General features: G+C 57.7%; 17 protein-coding genes. 8 read left to right on the top strand and 9 right to left on the bottom strand.

Annotated features, from left to right (window positions below; all coding sequences use genetic code 11):
* Nucleotides 1–17 precede the first annotated feature (17 nt).
* The 5 genes from LLF79_RS10505 to LLF79_RS10485 all read right to left on the bottom strand — a co-directional run bounded on the left by LLF79_RS10505 (nt 18) and on the right by LLF79_RS10485 (nt 4,760).
* Nucleotides 18–512: a molybdopterin-dependent oxidoreductase gene (locus LLF79_RS10505; protein WP_008503255.1), complete on the bottom strand. Its 495-nt coding sequence runs from the start codon at nt 510–512 to the stop codon at nt 18–20.
* A 401-nt stretch (nt 513–913) separates the two neighbouring features.
* Nucleotides 914–1,495 carry a cytochrome b gene (locus LLF79_RS10500; RefSeq protein WP_227879469.1) on the bottom strand — a complete coding sequence of 194 codons (582 nt, stop codon included), beginning with the start codon at nt 1,493–1,495 and terminating at the stop codon, nt 914–916.
* Nucleotides 1,492–2,565 (bottom strand): catalase family peroxidase, encoded by a 1,074-nt coding sequence (locus tag LLF79_RS10495; RefSeq protein ID WP_227879468.1) that lies wholly within the window; start codon nt 2,563–2,565, stop codon nt 1,492–1,494. The genes LLF79_RS10500 and LLF79_RS10495 overlap by 4 nt, the downstream gene beginning before the upstream one ends.
* 160 nt (nt 2,566–2,725) lie before the next feature.
* Entirely contained in the window at nt 2,726–3,337 is a 612-nt protein-coding gene (locus LLF79_RS10490) for a flavin reductase family protein (protein ID WP_045353591.1), read from the bottom strand.
* 217 nt (nt 3,338–3,554) lie between these two features.
* Nucleotides 3,555–4,760 carry a major royal jelly family protein gene (locus LLF79_RS10485; RefSeq protein ID WP_227879467.1) on the bottom strand — a complete coding sequence of 402 codons (1,206 nt, stop codon included), beginning with the start codon at nt 4,758–4,760 and terminating at the stop codon, nt 3,555–3,557.
* 109 nt (nt 4,761–4,869) lie between these two features.
* Here LLF79_RS10485 and LLF79_RS10480 point away from each other — a divergent pair, with 109 nt between their 5' ends.
* Nucleotides 4,870–5,769: a LysR family transcriptional regulator gene (locus tag LLF79_RS10480; RefSeq protein ID WP_008503249.1), complete on the top strand. Its 900-nt coding sequence runs from the start codon at nt 4,870–4,872 to the stop codon at nt 5,767–5,769.
* 16 nt (nt 5,770–5,785) lie between these two features.
* Complete coding sequence (locus LLF79_RS10475) at nt 5,786–6,295, top strand: hypothetical protein (protein ID WP_025912602.1); 510 nt, start codon at nt 5,786–5,788, stop codon at nt 6,293–6,295.
* A gap of 31 nt (nt 6,296–6,326) precedes the next feature.
* Here the strand turns inward: LLF79_RS10475 and LLF79_RS10470 are convergent, their stop codons facing one another.
* Nucleotides 6,327–8,111, bottom strand: coding sequence for a diguanylate cyclase (locus LLF79_RS10470; RefSeq protein WP_008503247.1), 1,785 nt, complete (start codon nt 8,109–8,111; stop codon nt 6,327–6,329).
* A 119-nt stretch (nt 8,112–8,230) separates the two neighbouring features.
* Nucleotides 8,231–9,340: an AI-2E family transporter gene (locus LLF79_RS10465; RefSeq protein ID WP_008503245.1), complete on the bottom strand. Its 1,110-nt coding sequence runs from the start codon at nt 9,338–9,340 to the stop codon at nt 8,231–8,233.
* 363 nt (nt 9,341–9,703) lie between these two features.
* Here LLF79_RS10465 and mmuP point away from each other — a divergent pair, with 363 nt between their 5' ends.
* From mmuP to tauD, 6 genes are all read left to right on the top strand, one after another.
* A complete protein-coding gene (mmuP, locus tag LLF79_RS10460; protein WP_227879466.1) occupies nt 9,704–11,104 on the top strand; it encodes an S-methylmethionine permease in 1,401 nt (466 codons plus the stop codon).
* Nucleotides 11,091–12,023, top strand: a complete 933-nt coding sequence (gene mmuM, locus LLF79_RS10455; RefSeq protein ID WP_025912604.1) for a homocysteine S-methyltransferase — start codon at nt 11,091–11,093, stop codon at nt 12,021–12,023. The genes mmuP and mmuM overlap by 14 nt, the downstream gene beginning before the upstream one ends.
* A gap of 224 nt (nt 12,024–12,247) precedes the next feature.
* Complete coding sequence (tauA, locus tag LLF79_RS10450) at nt 12,248–13,210, top strand: taurine ABC transporter substrate-binding protein (protein ID WP_021241692.1); 963 nt, start codon at nt 12,248–12,250, stop codon at nt 13,208–13,210.
* A gap of 10 nt (nt 13,211–13,220) precedes the next feature.
* The gene (gene tauB, locus LLF79_RS10445) at nt 13,221–13,988 is read left to right on the top strand and encodes a taurine ABC transporter ATP-binding subunit (RefSeq protein WP_023293187.1); all 768 of its coding nucleotides are present in this window, start codon (nt 13,221–13,223) and stop codon (nt 13,986–13,988) included.
* A complete protein-coding gene (gene tauC / locus LLF79_RS10440) occupies nt 13,985–14,812 on the top strand; it encodes a taurine ABC transporter permease TauC (protein WP_032656513.1) in 828 nt (275 codons plus the stop codon). The genes tauB and tauC overlap by 4 nt, the downstream gene beginning before the upstream one ends.
* Nucleotides 14,809–15,657: a taurine dioxygenase gene (gene tauD / locus LLF79_RS10435; protein ID WP_219290564.1), complete on the top strand. Its 849-nt coding sequence runs from the start codon at nt 14,809–14,811 to the stop codon at nt 15,655–15,657. Before tauC ends, tauD begins: the two co-directional genes overlap by 4 nt.
* A 106-nt stretch (nt 15,658–15,763) precedes the next feature.
* Here the strand turns inward: tauD and LLF79_RS10430 are convergent, their stop codons facing one another.
* A complete protein-coding gene (locus LLF79_RS10430) occupies nt 15,764–17,464 on the bottom strand; it encodes a lysophospholipid acyltransferase family protein (RefSeq protein WP_045335379.1) in 1,701 nt (566 codons plus the stop codon).
* Between the two features lie 127 nt (nt 17,465–17,591).
* Nucleotides 17,592–18,566, bottom strand: coding sequence for a porphobilinogen synthase (hemB, locus tag LLF79_RS10425; RefSeq protein ID WP_021241687.1), 975 nt, complete (start codon nt 18,564–18,566; stop codon nt 17,592–17,594).
* Nucleotides 18,567–18,959: the final 393 nt, after the last annotated feature.

Here is an 18,959-nt window from a genome sequence, read left to right as displayed (position 1 = left end):
TATGTTCTCCTGAACGACTACTCAATCTTCATTTTGCTTACCTGCCATGCTGATCGTGAGTAATAAATCTGATTATTCAACTCAGGAAGACTGTCATAGGGGTATACAATGAACGATGGGCCTTTATCGCGGATGCGCATATATTCGCCATTGACCTTTAAGGCAAGGATGGCGTTGTATTTTTTAAAGTCGCTGAGAGGGATGATGGTTGAGTAATCATTGAGCGCAATAACATTCACGTTCGTACCTTTTGCACCCACATAATCCATGAGCTTGCTCATTGGGACACCCTCAAACTTCGTACGACCGTTATACCAGGGGGAGGTTGTCTCGAAACTCACGACACCCAGTTTTTCAAGGCTGGCGAGATCAAACACTGCTTTTCCATTTTCATTGGTATTTTCTATATTACCGGAAATCGTTAAAATGGGTTTACCAACTGGTTTTGGCAGGTCGCCAGCCCAGGTTACACTCTGTACCAGACAGCATAACAGCAGTAGGGTTAATCGCATTTTGACCTCCACCTTTTAACAGAAGTATAAGAATTATAATTTAGATATCACACGAGTTGATATATTTTGTTGGGAAGTCAGGGGTTTTATCGTTTTTATTGATGTGATATCAATGAAATCAATCAGTTAGGTGGCGTGGGTGACAGAGTGTTTGATACCCAAGCGACACTTAACTTTTTGATAAAAGCTAAAATTGCGGGCATAAATGCTCTGTTGATTAAAAAATAATCGCTTTAATTGAGGGATATTATCTTCCACGACAATTATGGGGTGTTCGTGGCGTTTTGACGCGCGAATCTGGAGACCAAATACGTGCTCCGGTTGTGTCCGTTGTTTCAGGATGATGACAAGGGAGGACACGAACATTCCGACTGTGCGTGTCCCCTACCACTTGCCTTACTTCAGGTCCTCCCGGATGGCTTACGCCGACTTGCCCCTTTCGCTATGCTGTCAAACACTGCGTCCCGGTAGATCCACGCGTGAACCAGTGCGGCAGAGAGATGGACCAGCACCACGGCAAAAAGCAATTTTGCCAGAAGGCTATGGGCGTCGTGACACCATGCATACAGTGCTGGACTGGTCGGGACAATCGCCGGCAGGTTGACGCCATCAAACATCACAATCGGCAGGCCCGCTGCCGACAGCTGCGCCCAGCCCAGCAGCGGCATAGCCAGCATTAACCCATACAGCATCCAGTGTGATGCCTTTGCGGCAAGCACCTGCCAGACGGGCAAATCGGCAGGAAGTGGGGGCGTGCGGCTCAGGAGCCGGTTGACCAGACGCACCAGTGCCAGCAGTAAAATGGCGATACCCAGCGGCCGGTGCAGATCGATTAACCAAATCCGGTGATGTAACGACGTCATCATCGCGGCACCGATGAACAGCATGGCCAGGATCATCACCGCCATCAGCCAGTGCAGGCTCCGCGCCAGGGTATTGAAATGCTGCGGCGCGTGCTCTCGCCTATCTTTATTTGGGCTCATTTTACCTCCTGCTTTTGCACGGCTTCGGTGGCCTTGCCGTAGCCGATTTCCAGTTCACGGCGGCTGAAAGAGTGGGAGTAGGCCGCGGAGCGGGCGTTTAAGATGGGATCGTCAGACACCGCAACGCCTGCAGGAACGACAGAAGGGTCAAAGTTAACGTCGCGGCACGCGCCTGTGGATTGTGCTTCGACGCGCGTCACTTCCAGCGTACCGGCCACCCTCTTTTTGCGATCGTCCGGCCATGGCTGGGAAGGGTCATCCACCGGATCGCCCGGCTGTGCGAGCTGCAAAACGTAATCCCAGTAGAGTGGCTTCTGCGCCAGGCGCTGACGCAGGTTTTCGAACAGGAAGTTGTCATCGGCTTTCTGCCGTTGCTCATCGCTTATCGACAGGAAAGGCTCGTGCGGACGCATCATCCAGCGAACGGCTTGACGTTCCCCCTGCGCGTTCACAAGGTAAAAGGCGTTAATGCTGTAAAACGTCGCGCCCGCGAAGCTGCCGGGGGCGGGTTTTTGTGCCGCCCATTTAAGGTATTTCTCCGCCTCCGGGTACGCTTTTAAAAAGTCTTTGAGACGCTGCGGATCCGGTTTCCCGGTGGCCGCATCAACAGCCGTGGCTTTTCGCAAGGCCAGAAAACCTTCCGGGCTGTGCGTGGCGAAGAAAGGCTCGTTGTTCATCGCCATCCGCCATTGTTGCTTGTCATCTGTCTTCAGCAGCAGCGCCATGCTCAGGGTTTTAGTCGTACTATCCGGGGCATGCGGATCGCCAGTACCAATAGAAAACCGGCCCACCACGGGCACTTCCTGCTGCGAGAAGAGGCGGGAGGTTGAAAGGGAATCCGCCGAGCCGTTTGGCGTAAAGGTGCCGGCAAAGCAGATGCCTTTTCCATGCGCGCGACGAAAACCCGGCGGGAAGGGTTTCGGTGTTTCACCCACCAGTGCCTGGCTGACCGTGCGTGACCCAAGCCAGCCCGCCGTCCATGCAAAAGCAGATGCCAGCGTACCGGCGACAACGGCGATCGCTGCCAGCGCGCCCCAGGTTTTTTTGGACCTCAAATCCAGTTTCGACATAGACGTTTTTCCAGAACAAAATATCTTCACCTGTCATGCGCAACGTATTGCGCGTGGCAGGTGTTAATACAGTGGCGAATATGGCTCGAGTATAGGAACTAAGGGGCGTAAAGAAAGAATATCACGAAAAGTTTAAACCTTTCCGCTGCAATAGACCGGGTTACTCATCGTGGCGGAAGTTGTGACCGAGTCGGTGACCCAGCGAGAAATAGTGGCGAAATAGATAATAGAGGGGGTTCCATTTCTCCACGTTAAATTTTACTCCTCTCTGAGTATGAATTAATAATGCCTCAGATATGTGGACGCAGGTTATCGTGGCATCAACGGACACCAGGTTCCCCTGCGAACCGGTCAGGGGCGATATCCCGCAAACCTGAGCCTCTATTTGTACAGGACACTCTTTAATTCTCCACGAGTTAATCGTCACCGCTTTTTCCTTATGGAAATTCCCGCAGCTAAATTTGTCCTGTTCAAAAACATATCCCCTCTTTTTCTTCCATTCCGGTGGCGATGCTTTTCCCGTTTTATTTGCGATAGCTTCAATATTCTGCCAGAGCCTGCTGTCCGGTATGTTCAGAACAATTTCGGGGTTACCCGTGATATTTTCATAACACTTTCCGGAGGTGCCAAGCCCGAACACGATATTCCGGTCAAGGATCCACCACGACGAGACCGGGCTTAGGTTGGTTGAACCGTCAGGATTTTGGCTGGAGATAATGGCGACCGGTGTACCAAAATATAAAGAAGCAAAATCGACCTGCTGGGTTTTCATTTTATCATCCTCTGATTAAAGGAGACCCAGTCTACGTTGTGCAAACGTGCGTTACTTCGGTGAAGCGCGAAGTAAAACGCGCCTCACGGAATTTCCAGGAGCGCAATGTTAACCACTTCTTTCTGAGCAGGGGGAAGACATCACGTTCAGCCTTTAAGGAAATAAGAACGTGCGAAATTATGAGCCCATATATGCAGGTCTCCTGGTTTACTTGCCCTTATTTTTGTAAAGCATCGAGACGCAAGCGCCACAAATCATAGCGTTCTTCTCCCGGTTTAACGGTTCCCGCGAAGTGGTCATTGAGGCGACTCGAGGTAAATACCAGGTCTCCGTTCGGACGGATTGCCGGCGTGTCTGGCCAGCGCACCTCTTCGCTTGCCGCAATCAGCGACATGGAGTGGGTTTCAGGATCGTATCTGACGATACCATTGCGTGTGACATCGGTAATGTAGAGGTTACCTTTTACATCTGTCACCATTCCGTCGGTGTTGCCCCCCACGCGACCCAGATCGCGGATCTGCCCGGCAATTTGCGCATTGGTTGACGCAGGCTGCCTCAGTATCGCGGTCGGTACCGCATAGGCGTGCGTGCCGGTTGTCACTGTCCAGTACAGCGTGCCCGCATCGGGTGAAAGCGCAATGCCATTGATACCAATCAGTAATGGTTTACCAGGCCAGACTTCAGTCCCGTGCGAGACGACGTTAACGCCTGGCTCAATCTGCAGCGCAGGGTGACGATCGAGCACGCGCCGGGCCGTACCGGTAGCGAAATCAACGATAATTAGTCCCACCTGGTTTTCAGGCGCGCTCCGCGAGCCGCTGTCGGAGATATAGGCGACACGGCGGTTCTCATCGACCACCACATCATTCAGAAAGCTGGCCTTGCGGTCCGCTACGCCGTCCAGGGCGATACGTTTGATGATGCGGCCAGAGTGGAGATCCAGTACGACCAGTTTCTGCGCCCCCGCGGGGGACTCTGTTTCGCCTGCAACAAACCCCATGTCCAGCGCCCATAGCCAGCCGTTTTTACGGTCACTATAAAAACCGAGCACGTTGCGCAGGCTCTGAGCGGGATCGGTGTTCACCGCATTCCCCTCGCGGGAGGGAAACGCCGTCAGGCGGGCAGGGCCAGACTGCGCCGTCGTATCCAGAATGCTTAACGTGGCGGGTGCTGCGGCGGAAATCAGCCGGGGCGTGCTGACAAAGGCCCGGTCCATTGCATCAAAGTGGATACCTGCAATAGGGGCATTGACCGAACCGGAAAACGTCGCAGGTATCTTTCCGTCTTGAGCGGTTTCCCAGCTCACACCGGCGTAGCTTCGCCAGCGCTCCAGAGGCGGGTGGTTCGCCGCGTTGACAACACTTGGGAAAGCGAACAACGCCGCCATTGCGATGGCGGGCAGAATAAGGGGGCGGTTGAACATTGGCAGGCTCCAGTAGCGCGTTCAGGTGATGAATGCTGGCCACTTTACTCATCGCCCAACGGGAGATAAATTAGCCAAATTGAAAAACATTTGTTCCTGAGAGAGCAAAATGAGCCGGAAATTCGATTACCTCGGCGACGTTGAAGTCTTCATTGCTGTGGTTGAGCACGGCTCATTTACGGGCGCAGCGGTTGCCCTTTCAACCACCCCTTCGGTACTGAGCCGCGCGGTCACCCGTCTGGAAGCGCGTCTTGGACGGCAGCTATTACAGCGCACGACCCGCCGTGTGGGGCTGACTGAAGCCGGACGCGTCTATCTTGAGCAGGCGCGTTCTGCGTTCTCTCTGCTTGATGACGCCGAACGCGTTGGCCGGGGTCAGGAGGGCGATCTGACCGGGCGCGTGAGAATGAGTGTCCCGACCACCTATGCCCACTACCGCCTGCCGCCGCTGCTGGCGCACTATAATCAACGCTACCCACGCGTACAGGTGGAGCTGAACATTACTAATCGCAATGTTGACCTGATCGCAGAGGGGTTCGATCTGGCGATCCGTCTGGGACAGTTGCCTGACAGTGGACTTGTGGCGCGTAAGCTGGAAGACGCGGCATTGCTTCTGGTCGCCTCCCCGGACTACCTGCACCGGAGAGGAAAGCCTCAGACGCTGGAAGAGCTGCAGCGCCATCAGTGCCTGCCGTTTATCATGCCGCGCACCGGGCGTATCGCCCCCTGGGTATTTCATGACGAAGGGCGCGATATTGACTGGATGCCGGGTTCAACTATCGAAATATCAGACGATGTACTCGGCGTGGTTTCGCTGGCGGAGCAGGGGATGGGGATCTGCCAGAGCTATGAATTTATCGTTCGCGACAGAATAGAGCGCGGTCAGTTAGTTGAGGTGCTGCCGCACCTTCGGGGACGATCGCGGCCTTTCTCCGTGCTGTTTGCCCCGCACCGACGCCAGTCAGCAGCCACCCGGGCAATGATTGGCCTTCTGACCCGACAAGAATGACAAGGACGAGTCCACCATGAAAAAAGCGCGTTTTTCCTTTTGGATCCCTCTCATCGCGGGCGGGATAGCACTGATATCGGCTTTTGTGGTCTGGTCAGTCAACATTTACCGCGTGACATACCTTTCGATCCGCGGGGAGCAGTACCTTGCCTGTGGGGCGTTGCTGCTGGCGCTGGTGCCGATGGTCTATTTCATCAGAAAGGGGAGACTGAAAGGTAAGCGCCTTGCTGACGCGGTCAAAATCTACCTCGGCTTCTTTATTTGCAGCCTGCCGGTTGCCATGTTCGCGGTCTTCACAACGGCCTGGCTGCTGGAGGGGGACTATTCGGCCTGGAGCAAACCTTACCGGTATGAGTCCAGTACCCGCCACACCTGCTCGGGTGCGGAAGTCTACGAGCCGGAATTAAAGAAGGAGATCCGCATCTGTAACCCGCAGGGTAACGTTTATTCCGATACCACCCTGTATGTGGAAAAGCGGAGCAATGCCCTGGGGATTGTGGTGCTCTGGGCTATCACGCGCGCCTGAACCGGGGAAAGTCAGGGCGCGAGAATCAGCCTCAGCCCGCCTCCAGCATCCCAAAACTCACAATCCGCGCGCGTCCCAGCTCTTTTGCCCGGTATAGCGCCACATCCGCAGCGCGCAGCAGGTTGTCGGTCTGGGCATGTTGTGGATAGCTGGCAATGCCAATCGACACGTCCACCGGCCCAATCTCGGTCAACCCGTAGCGAAGCGACAGCTCATGCACGCCGGTGTAAATCTTCTGCGCGCAGGCGTACGCTTCTGCTTCATCGGCACCGGAAAGCAGCACCAGAAACTCCTCGCCCCCGTAGCGGAATGCCAGCCCGTTGTCATGTGCGGCCCGCTGAACAATTGACGCCACGCTTTTGATCACCAGATCGCCCGCTTCATGGCCGAAACGGTCGTTAATGCTCTTGAAGTGGTCGATATCAATCATCATGCAGCTTAACGGTACGCCAGTGCGTATCGCCTGTGCCGTTTGGGTTTGCAGGGTATCTTCCAGATGATGACGATTACGCAGGCCGGTGAGCGGGTCAAACAACGCTTTTTCCAGCAACGCGTCGCGCAGACGCTGGTTGGCCAGCGCCAGCCCGAGCGCCTCGGCCATCAGCTCCAGATACGCGCGGGAAGGGGCATTATCCGCCGTGATATTCTGGAAGGAGAGCAGGCCAATGGCCTCACCCTGAGCGATAAGCGGCACGCAAAGCGCGCTTTCCGCCTGGGATGCCGGAAGATGGTAGCAGGCAATATCCGGCTCGCCGTTCACCGGCGGGTGACTCTGCCCGCGACGCACGGCCCAGCACTCGTCCGGGTGGAACGTCGTCTCTTCACCCACCGGCGAAAGCCATTGCGCGACGCAGCGCATCTGCCACGGCTCGCGGTCAAGGACGTAGAGCCGGCCCGCGATCCCCGGCGCGATATTGGGGGCAAACAGCTCCGCCACGTTAATCACATCGTTAAAGTTCTCACACCCCTGCAGCCGCTGGGTCATGCGCGCCAGCAGCTCGCGGATGGCCCAGTCGGCATCGCGCTCTTTTTCCAGACGCTGCCGCGCCAGGCCGTTTTCACGGAAGATGCTGATGGCCTGAGCCATATCGCCTATCTCATCAATCTGGTTGAAATTGGGCGTTTCAACCGCGTAATCCTGGGATGCCAGGCGGTGCACCACGTCGCTCAGGCGGACCACGGGGCGCAGCACGCGGCGTTTTAATATAAAGCCGAGCACAAACAGGAACAGCAGGGCGGTCATGCCGACCGTCAGCTCAGAGGCGGTACGCAGCGCTTTCGATTTTTTTGTCGCCTCCTGAACGGCGGCGATGACGCGCTTGTCGAGTATCTGGCGGAAGTGATCGAGCTGATTCTGCGCGCGCTCAAGCTCCTGCTCATAGGGCTGACCATAGAGCAAGGCTACGGCCTGGGCGTCTTCACCGCGTTCCAGGCTTTCGAGGGCGGTTTGCTGCTCGTCCTGCAGCTCATCGACGATCTTTATTCCTTCATGCAGCAGGGCCAGTTCTTCATCCGATGCGCCGTTATCCTGCAGCTTTTCCAGCCGAAGCTCGATGCGCTTCAGGCTGTTTTCTGCCTGGTTATATTCCTTGAGCACCTGAGGATCTTTTTTAATGGCGTACAGCCGCGCTAAATCAGACTGCGCCCAGATATCGGTTTCGATATCTTCCGTCAGCTGATCAAATTTCTGCCGTTGTTCAACGGCCTGACGCTCGAGGGTATCCGCACTGGACGCCATCAGCATGATGATGCCGGAGGCGATGGTCAGGCAGACCGTGGCCCCATAGGCCCAGTTTGTTATCGTCGCGATTCGCACCAGATGATCCTTTTACGACATGAGTAGGATGGCGTTCTTCAAATTATAGAAAACGTCTGATTTAAGGCGAAAAAAAAGGCGGCACGGCGCCGCCTGGTGTGGTCTTTATCGTCACGTCCTTACAAATCTGGAGGATTTTTTCCTTCTTCGATGAAATCCGCGTCCAGCTCTTCGGCGTTACCTTCGTGATCGCGTCCGGAGAAGAGGTTCCAGCAGGCGATAAACAGCGCGGCGATGAGCGGCCCAATCACAAAGCCGTTAATGCCGTACAGCTCCATGCCGCCGAGGGTGGAGATCAGAATCAGATAGTCCGGCATTTTGGTGTCTTTCCCCACCAGCAGCGGGCGCAGGATGTTATCCACCAGCCCGACGACGATCACGAAGAAGCCGACAATAAACAGCCCCTGCCAGATCTGGTGCGTGGCGAACAGGAAGATAGCGGCAGGCACCCAGACAATCGCCGAGCCGATGGCGGGCACCAGCGAGAGGAAAGCCATCAATGCTCCCCAGAGCACGCTGCCGTCGATACCGGCAATGGCAAAGGCAATCCCGCCGAGGATGCCCTGAACCACGGCCACCGCCGCCGTCCCTTTTACCGTGGCGCGCGACACGCCGACGAATTTGGCGAACAGATGCTGCTTGGCAAAATCGGACAGGGGCAGGGAGTCGAGGATCTGGCGTACCAGATACGGGCCGTCTTTCAGCAGGAAGAACAGCAGATACAGCATGATGCCGAAGCTAATCGCAAAGCCAAAGGTGCCTTTGCCGATCAGGAACGCGCTACCCGCCAGATACTGTCCGCCCTGCAGCGCGACGTCGGAGAGTTTTTTCTGGATCTGCGCCGCGTTGGTCAGGTTGTGATCCGCCAGGAAGCCGCTGGCCCAGTCAGGCAGGTGGTTGAAGATGCTCGCCACCACTTCCGGGAACTGGGTATTGTTCTCCTGCAGTTTGGTGTAAACCACGTTCAGCTCAATGGCGAGCGAGGAGAGGATCACCATCAGCGGAATAAAGACGATCAGGCAGATAATACCGATGGTCAACAGCGAGGCCAGCCCGTTGCGATCCCCCAGCGCGGCGCGAAGCTTGTTTTTTACCGGATTGAAGATAACGGTCAGAATGGCGGCCCACAGTATCGCGGAGAAGTAGGGCGACAGCACGTCGAAGAAGGCCCAGGTCACAAGGGCGAGAATGAAAATAAAGAAACCTTTAGTCAGTCCGTTAAAGCGCATCAGTCAGTCCTGGTTACTAAGAAACTGTGACGACTATAGAACCGATTGTGAGAATTACCAACCTTGCACCGGGTGGCGGCTGCGCCTTACCCGTCCTGCGGGCAGTGTTACGGTATGACTTCGCGCTTTACGGATACCACTTTCGACTGACCGAAGATCGCCTTTTCCCGCACCATGCTGTAAGTATCTGCTTGCGGAGGTGCTTATGGCCTGGCGTCCGATTCTCTATGTCATCCTCACAACCCACCCCAGACTCAGCGCGCGGCGCGCCCGTTTGCGTCTGGTCATCTAGCTTTTTATTAACAATCGCGGTATAACACACCTTCTTTGGATGTTTAGATGTCCATACGTATAGAAGGTAATATGCAAACACAACAAGAAAATGGGCAGCTTAAGCGCACCATGAAAACACGCCACCTGATCATGCTCTCGCTGGGTGGCGTGATTGGGACAGGGTTATTCTTCAATACCGGCTACATCATTTCCACGACCGGGGCGGCGGGCACGCTGCTGGCGTACCTCATAGGTGCGCTGGTGGTCTGGCTGGTGATGCAGTGTCTGGGCGAACTCTCCGTGGCGATGCCGGAAACCGGCGCGTTCCACGTCTATGCCGCGCGTTATCTTGGCCCGGCGACGGGCTACACCGTGGCGTGGCTCTACTGGCTCACCTGGACGGTGGCGCTCGGTTCGAGCTTTACCGCCGCGGGCTTCTGCATGCAGTACTGGTTCCCGCAGGTGCCCGTCTGGGCGTGGTGCGTGGTCTTCTGCGTGGTGATTTTTGGCCTGAACGTCATTTCCACGCGCTTCTTTGCGGAAGGTGAGTTCTGGTTCTCCCTGGTGAAGGTCATCACCATCATCGCCTTTATTATTCTTGGCGGCGCGGCGGTCTTTGGCTTTATCCCGATGCAGGACGGTTCCCCCGCGCCGGGCTTAAGCAACATCACCGCCGAGGGCTGGTTCCCGCACGGCGGCCTGCCGATCCTGATGACCATGGTGGCGGTGAACTTTGCCTTCTCCGGGACCGAACTCATCGGTATCGCCGCAGGGGAAACGGAAAACCCTCACAAGGTCATCCCGGTGGCGATCCGCACCACCATTGCGCGCCTGATCATCTTCTTTATCGGCACCGTGTTTGTGCTGGCGGCGCTGATCCCGATGCAGCAGGCGGGCGTGGAAAAGAGCCCGTTCGTGCTGGTGTTTGAAAAGGTCGGTATTCCTTACGCGGCGGATATTTTTAACTTCGTGATCCTGACGGCGATCCTTTCGGCGGCGAACTCCGGGCTGTACGCCTCCGGGCGCATGCTGTGGTCGCTCTCTAATGAGAAAACGCTCCCGCGCTGCTTTGCCCGCGTGAACAAAAACGGCGTGCCGCTGACGGCGCTGTCGGTTTCTATGCTCGGCGGCGTGCTGGCGCTGTTCTCAAGCGTCGTGGCGCCTGACACGGTGTTTGTCGCGCTCTCGGCGATTTCTGGCTTTGCGGTGGTGGCCGTCTGGATCAGCATCTGTTCGTCGCACTTCGTCTTCCGTCGTCGCCATCTGCAGTCCGGCCAGCCGCTCTCTGCGCTGCAGTACCGCGCGCCGTGGTATCCGCTGGTGCCGGTGCTCGGTTTTATCCTCTGCGTGGTGGCCTGTGTCGGCCTGTGGTTTGACCCAAGCCAGCGCATTGCCCTTTATTGCGGGATCCCGTTTGTCGCCCTGTGTTATGGTGCCTACTACTTGACCCGAAATATGACATCGCAGGAGCCTGAACATGTCGCAGAATAATCCGCTTACCGCCCTCCTTGAAAAGCAGCCGTTTGTGGTGCTGGATGGCGCGATGGCGACGGAGCTGGAAGCGCGCGGCTGTAACCTGGCAGACAGCCTCTGGTCTGCCAAAGTGCTGATGGAAAACCCTGAGCTTATCCGGGAAGTGCACCTTGATTACTACCGCGCGGGGGCACAGGTGGCGATCACCGCCAGTTACCAGGCCACGCCTGCGGGCTTTGCGGCCCGCGGCCTGGACGAGGCGCAGTCCCGAACGCTGATTGGCAGAAGCGTGGAGCTGGCGCGTAAGGCGCGTGAAGCGTATCTGGCTGAAAATCCGCATGCGGGCACGCTGCTTGTGGCGGGCTCCGTTGGGCCGTATGGTGCCTATCTGGCGGATGGCTCAGAGTATCGCGGTGACTACGTGCGCAGCGCTGAGGCGTTTACGGCCTTCCACCGCCCGCGCGTGGAAGCGCTGCTGGACGCGGGCGCTGACCTGCTGGCCTGCGAAACGCTGCCGTCTTTTGCCGAGATTAAGGCGCTGGCGGCCCTTCTGGCCGGGTATCCCCGCGCCCGGGCGTGGTTCTCCTTTACCCTGCGGGACAGCGAGCACCTGAGCGACGGCACGCCGCTGCGTGACGTGGTCAGCGTGCTGGCCGACTCTCCGCATGTCGTCGCGCTGGGCATTAACTGCATCGCGCTGGAAAATACCACGGCGGCGCTGAAGCACCTACAGAGCCTGACGTCGCTGCCGCTGGTGGTCTACCCGAACTCAGGCGAGCATTATGATGCGGTGACCAAAACCTGGCACCACCACGGCGAAGCGTGTGAGACGCTGGCGGGGTATCTGCCCCAGTGGCTGGACGCCGGAGCGAAGCTGATTGGTGGCTGCTGTCGCACCACGCCGAAGGATATTGCTGAGCTTAACGCGAAGCGCTGAGTTTTTTGCCGGGTGGCGGCTGCGCCTTACCCGGCCTACGGATCGCACAATGTGTAGGCCGGGTAAGCGCAGCGCCACCCGGCATAAAACAACCGCACAAAACCAACTATCCTTTCCCATTTTTTATCTAAAAACGAATCGTTATGAGCGATTCATTTTTATTCCTTTATCAAAATTCCCGCGTTGGAAATACTGCCCTCATAACAACGAGGGGAGCAGGCACTATGGCAATTTCATCGCGAATCACACTACTCGGCGCACTGGCGCTGTGGGCATTTCAGGCGCAGGCGGTGGACGTCACCGTCGCGTATCAAACTTCTGCGGAACCGGCGAAAGTCGCGCAGGCGGATAACACCTTTGCCAAAGAGAGCGGCGCGAAAGTTGAATGGCGCAAGTTCGACAGCGGCGCGTCCGTAGTGCGTGCGTTAGCCTCCGGCGACGTGCAGATCGGCAATATCGGCTCCAGCCCGCTGGCGGTTGCGGCCAGCCAGCAGGTGCCGATTGAGGTGTTCCTGCTCGCCTCGCAGCTCGGTAACTCTGAAGCGCTGGTGGTGAAGAAAAACATCACCAAACCGGAAGACCTGATCGGCAAACGCATCGCCGTGCCGTTTATCTCCACCACCCACTACAGCCTGCTGGCGGCGCTGAAACACTGGGGCATCAAGCCGGGTCAGGTTCAAATCATCAACCTGCAGCCGCCGGCGATTATCGCGGCCTGGCAGCGCGGCGACATTGACGGGGCCTATGTGTGGGCGCCTGCGGTGAACGAGCTGGAAAAAGACGGCACCGTGCTGACCGACTCCGAAAAAGTGGGCCAGTGGGGCGCGCCAACCCTCGACGTGTGGGTCGTGCGCAAAGACTTCGCCGAGAAACATCCTGAGGTGGTGAAAGCCTTCGCGAAAAGCGCGATTGACGCCCAGCAGCCGTACATCAGTAACCCGGATGAATGGCTGAAGCAGCCCGCCAACCTGGAGAAACTCTCCCGCCTGAGCGGCGTGCCGGAAGCGGACGTGCCGGGGCTGGTGAAGGGCAATACCTATCTGACCCCCGCGCAGCAGGTGCAGCAGCTGACCGGGCCGGTTAACAAAGCGATTGTGGATACCGCCACCTTCCTGAAGGAGCAGGGTAAAGTGCCCGCAGTAGCGGCGGATTACAGCCAGTACGTGACCGATCGTTTTGTGAAATAAGGAGTTCGCCATGCTGAATATTACAAATCTGTCTGCCGATTACGGTGGTAAACCCGCCTTACAGGACATCAACCTGACGCTGGACAGCGGTGAGCTGCTGGTGGTGCTGGGCCCGTCCGGGTGCGGAAAAACCACCCTGCTGAATCTCATCGCCGGGTTTGTCCCTTATCAGCATGGCACCATTCAACTGGAAGGCAAAAAGGTGGAGGGCCCCGGCGCCGAGCGCGGCGTGGTCTTCCAGAATGAAGGCCTGCTCCCCTGGCGCAACGTGCAGGAAAACGTGGCGTTTGGGCTGCAGCTTGCGGGCATCCATCGTGAACAGCGGCTGGAAACCGCGCGGGCGATGCTGAAAAAAGTGGGGCTGGAAGGGGCGGAAAAACGCTATATCTGGCAGCTTTCCGGCGGCCAACGGCAGCGCGTCGGGATTGCCCGCGCGCTGGCCGCGAATCCGCAGCTGTTGCTGCTGGACGAGCCGTTCGGGGCGCTCGACGCCTTCACCCGCGAGCAGATGCAAACCCTGCTGTTGCGCCTTTGGCATGAGACGGGCAAGCAGGTGTTGTTGATTACCCACGATATCGAAGAGGCGGTGTTTATGGCCACCGAGCTGGTGCTGCTCTCGCCGGGGCCGGGCCGCGTGCTGGAGCGCTTGCCGCTGGAATTCGCCCGCCGCTACGTCGCGGGGGAACCCGTGCGCAGCATCAAATCCGATCCGCTGTTTATCGAACAGCGTGAGTACGTTTTAAGCCGCGTGTTTGAACAGCGGGAGGCTTTCTCATGAGTATCGTCTTCAGTGAAAAAACGCGCCGCACGCGTCTGGCGCTGCGCTGGCCTTTCTCGCGCCAAATTACCTTGAGCGTCGGTACGCTGCTGGTGCTGCTGGCGGTGTGGTGGGCAGTTGCTGCCCAGCAGTGGGTCAGCCCGCTGTTTCTGCCGCCGCCGGGACAGGTGCTGAGCAAACTTATTACCATCGCCGGGCCGCAGGGCTTTATGGATGCCACGCTCTGGCAGCACTTAGGCGCCAGCCTGGCGCGCATTCTGGTGGCGCTGCTGGCGGCGGTGATTATCGGCATTCCCGTGGGGATTGCGATGGGGCTGAGCCCGACGGTGCGCGGCATCCTCGACCCGCTGATTGAGCTTTATCGTCCGGTCCCGCCGCTGGCCTATCTGCCGCTGATGGTGATCTGGTTCGGCATCGGTGAAACCTCAAAAATCCTGCTGATCTATCTGGCGATTTTCGCCCCGGTGGCCATGTCGGCGCTGGCGGGCGTGAAGAGCGCCCAGCAGGTGCGGATCCGCGCGGCGCAGTCGCTGGGAGCCAGCCGGACGCAGGTGCTGCTGTTCGTGATTTTACCGGGCGCACTGCCGGAGATTTTAACCGGGCTGCGCATCGGCCTCGGCGTGGGCTGGTCCACGCTGGTGGCGGCTGAGCTGATTGCCGCCACGCGAGGGTTAGGGTTTATGGTGCAGTCGGCGGGTGAGTTCCTGGCGACTGACGTGGTGCTGGCAGGGATCGCGGTGATCGCCGCGATTGCCTTCGGATTAGAACTGGGGCTGCGCGCGTTACAGCGCCGCCTGACGCCCTGGCATGGAGAAATACAATGAGTGAACGTCTGAGCATTACCCCGCTGGGGCCGTACATTGGCGCACAGGTATCGGGCCTGGATGTGACCCGTCCGCTGAGCGATAACCAGTTCGAGCAGCTGTACCACGCGGTGCTGCGTCATCAGGTGGTGTTCCTGCGCGAACAGGCGATCACCCCGCAGCAGCAGCGCGCGCTGGCCCTGCGGTTTGGCGATCTGCATATCCACCCGGTCTATCCGCATGCGGAAGGGGTGGAGGAGATTATCGTCCTCGACACCCACAACGATAACCCGCCGGATAACGATAACTGGCACACCGATGTGACCTTTATCGAGACGCCGCCCGCCGGGGCGATTCTGGCGGCGAAGCTGCTGCCGGAGACGGGGGGCGATACGCTGTGGACCAGCGGCATTGCGGCGTATGAGGCGCTCTCCGAGCCGTTCCGGACGCTGCTGAGCGGGCTGCGGGCGGAGCACGATTTCAAAAAATCGTTCCAGGAGTACAAGTACCGTAAAACGGAAGAGGAGCATCAGCGCTGGCAGGAGGCGGTGGCGAAACATCCTCCGCTGCTGCACCCGGTGGTGCGGACCCATCCGGTGACGGGCAAGCAGGCGCTGTTCGTCAACGAAGGGTTCACCACGCGCATCGTGGACGTGACGGAAAAAGAGAGTGAGGCGCTGCTCAGTTTCCTGTTCGCGCATATTACCAAGCCGGAGTTCCAGGTGCGCTGGCGCTGGCAGGAGAACGATCTGGCGATCTGGGATAACCGCGTGACGCAGCATTATGCCAATGCGGACTATCTGCCGCAGCGCCGGATTATGCAGCGGGCGACAATTTTGGGCGATAAGCCGTTTTACCGCCCCTGATCCTGTAGTACCTGTAGGCCGGGTAAGCGCAGCGCCACCCGGCGAAAACGGTGCACAATTGCCGGGTGGCGGCTACGCCTTACCCGGCCTACAAAATACCGCACATTTAAAGGTGCGCCTCAATATACCGCTGATAGCGGTTCGCCTTCAGGTAACACAAATCCACCAGCACCAGCCCGTCAACGCAGTTGTTGAACGCCGGGTCGCTGCCAAAATCAATAAACTGCACGCCGCCGGGCTCGCACAGCTCGGAATATTGCTTGTAGAGCGGCGGAATGCCGCAGCCAAGATTGCCGAGCAGGGATTTCAGCTTCGTCAGATCGTCTACGTAATCCACGCCGCCAAACTGCGCCAGCACGTCCGGCAGGGATGCGGGATAGGGCTGGCGCGAGGCGGCGAGCGGATGCGTCGCCGGGAACCACAGGCGGTAAAAGGCGACCAGCAGATCCCGCGCGGCAGGCGGTAAGCCGCCGGAAATCGAGACCGGGCCAAACAGGTAGCGGTAGTGCGGATAACGCGCCAGATAAGCGCCAATGCCGGACCATAAATAGTCCAGGCCGCGGCGCCCCCAGTAGCGCGGCTGAATAAAGCTGCGCCCCAGCTCAATGCCGTGTGCCAGCACGTCCTGCATTTTGTCGTCGTAGTGGAACAGGCTATAGCTGTACAACCCCTCAACGCCGCGCTTTTCGATCTGCATGGCCGTCGGCATAAAGCGATACGCGCCGACGATCTCCAGATCGTCCTCATCCCACAGGATCAGGTGCAGATAATCATCGTCGTAGCTGTCGGTGTCCCGGCGTTTGCCGCTCCCTTCCTCCACCGCGCGAAAGGCAATCTCGCGCAGGCGGCCCAGCTCCCGCAGCAGCGGGGCGTCTTCCTGGCCGTTGCGCTGCCAAAGATAGATGGTTTTCCCGTCGCTGGTTTTGCCCAGAGATTCGGCCTGCGCCAGCGCGCGCTTCAAAGTGGCCCGGTCTTCCGGACGGGCAATCGCGCACTGGGTTTTAAAGACGCCGGGCACTCCCTTGCCAAGACGCATCACGTGCTGACGGCACTGCTCGGCCATCTCACGCGACGAAAGGGTGGCGCTGTGCCAGTGATGCCACGCAATCTGCTGGCCGATTTTAATCGGCAGCTGGCTGTGGCGGCGGCGGAACATCTGCTGCATCAGCAGCAGCATCGACAGCGTCGGAGAGACCAGCGTGCTGGCGTAAAAGAGCAGGCTGTTGTGCGCCTGAATATGCACCGGCAGCAGCGGGACGCGCAGCTTGCCGGCGAGTTTGATAAAGCCAGAGTGCCATTTCTTATCGCGAATGCCTTTGCGCGTGGGGCGGGAAACTTCGCCTGCCGGGAAGAAGATCAGTACGCCCGCGTTTTGCAGGTGCTGTTCCATCTGCACCAGCGACGACTTCGCCGTCCTGCCGCCCATATTGTCCACCGGAATAAACAGCGAGCTGAGGGGCTCAAGGTGGGTCAGCATCCGGTTGGTCACGACTTTAACGTCGCGCCGCACGCGGGAGACGGCGTACAGCAACGCCAGACCGTCCAGCGTACCCGTCGGGTGGTTGGCAATGATGACCAGCGGGCCATGTTCGGGGATTTGTTCGAGATCGCGGGCGGAAACGGTGCAGAGAATATCCAGGTGTTCCAGAACCTGCTCCACCATATCCAGTCCTTTCAGATGGCGGTGGGCGGCGGCAAACTGCTGAAACTCGTCTTCGTAGAACAGTCTTTTTAACAGACTTTTTTGCCAGGGTGCGGGCCTCGCCTGAGGCCAAAGATCGTCGAGAACGCTATCGAGGCTAAACATGGTCACTCCTCCTGCCGTCTTGCGAAGACAGTAGAAGGCGCAGATGTCGGTTGTATTGCAGTTGGGTGAAGATTTGAGCAGAGAGCAGGCCGGGTAAGGCGAAGCCGCCACCCGGCGCTAAAGCGGATTAACGCAGAATTTTCTTCTCGGCCAGATCCAGGGCGAAGTAGCTGAAGATCAGATCCGCGCCCGCGCGTTTGATCGCGCCCAGGCTTTCAAGGATCACTTTCTCTTCGTCGATCGCCCCTGCCAGCGCGGCGAACTTGATCATTGCGTACTCGCCGCTCACCTGGTAAGCGCCCAGCGGCAGCTCGGTGCGTTCGCGGATGTCGCGCAGGATATCAAGATATGCGCCAGCCGGTTTTACCATCAGGCAGTCTGCGCCCTGGGCTTCATCGAGCAGGGATTCACGAATCGCTTCGCGGCGGTTCAGCGGGTTCATCTGATAGGTTTTACGATCGCCCTTCAGCGCCGTGCCGGCTGCTTCACGGAACGGGCCGTAGAAGGAGGAGGCAAATTTGGTGGAGTAGGACATGATGGCGGTGTCGGTGAAACCGGCCGCGTCCAGCGCCTGACGAATCGCCTGAACCTGTCCGTCCATCGCCGCAGACGGTGCGATGAAGTCCGCACCCGCAGCGGCCGCGACGACCGCCTGCTTGCCGAGGTTCAGCAGGGTAGCATCGTTATCCACGCCGTGATCGCACAGCACGCCGCAGTGGCCGTGAGAGGTATATTCACAGAAACAGGTGTCGGACATCACCACCATTTCCGGCACCGTCTCTTTGCAGATGCGGGACATGCGGGCGACGAGGCCATCTTCTTTCCAGGCGTCGCTGCCGGTGGCGTCGGTATGATGGGAGATGCCGAAGGTCATCACCGAGCGGATCCCCGCGTTGGCGATACGTTCGATCTCACGCGCCAGATATTTCTCCGGAATGCGCATGACGCCCGGCATGGCCTCGATGGCTTTGTAGTCATCGATCTCTTCTTCAACAAAAATCGGCAACACCAGATCGTTTAAGGTCAGGGTTGTCTCTTCAAACATAGCGCGCAGTGCAGGTGACTTACGCAGACGGCGGGGACGTGCAATTAAATCGGTCATGGTATGCCTGATGTTTGTGGAACAAAGAGGGCTAGTGTACCTCAAAGTGGCGACGGGTGTTTTACTAAAGTGGGCATTTTGCTTTTGCGAAATGCGGCAGATGAGTTTGCCTGTTACCAATAATATATAATGCAGGACAGTATAACGCTGAGAGAAGAATGAGATATTTGTGTTATTTCTATATGGAAATGAATGTATCATTAAAAATGATTTATTATTTTTTATGATATTTCCCTGATTGCTTTGCCCGTGAATTAACATTTTGTTTTTATAATATTTATTTTATGACACCCTGTGCGTTGTGGTCTGAATCTGTTTTTTGTCTGAATGCGGACTTAATGGAAACATTCATTGAACCTTTTCGAAATGAAACTGCATAATTCCCTCCGCAAT

This window comes from Enterobacter cloacae complex sp. 2021EL-01169 (assembly GCF_020733125.1).
Classification (GTDB): domain Bacteria; phylum Pseudomonadota; class Gammaproteobacteria; order Enterobacterales; family Enterobacteriaceae; genus Enterobacter; species Enterobacter roggenkampii.
This window is presented reverse-complemented; position numbering and strand designations above follow the sequence as displayed.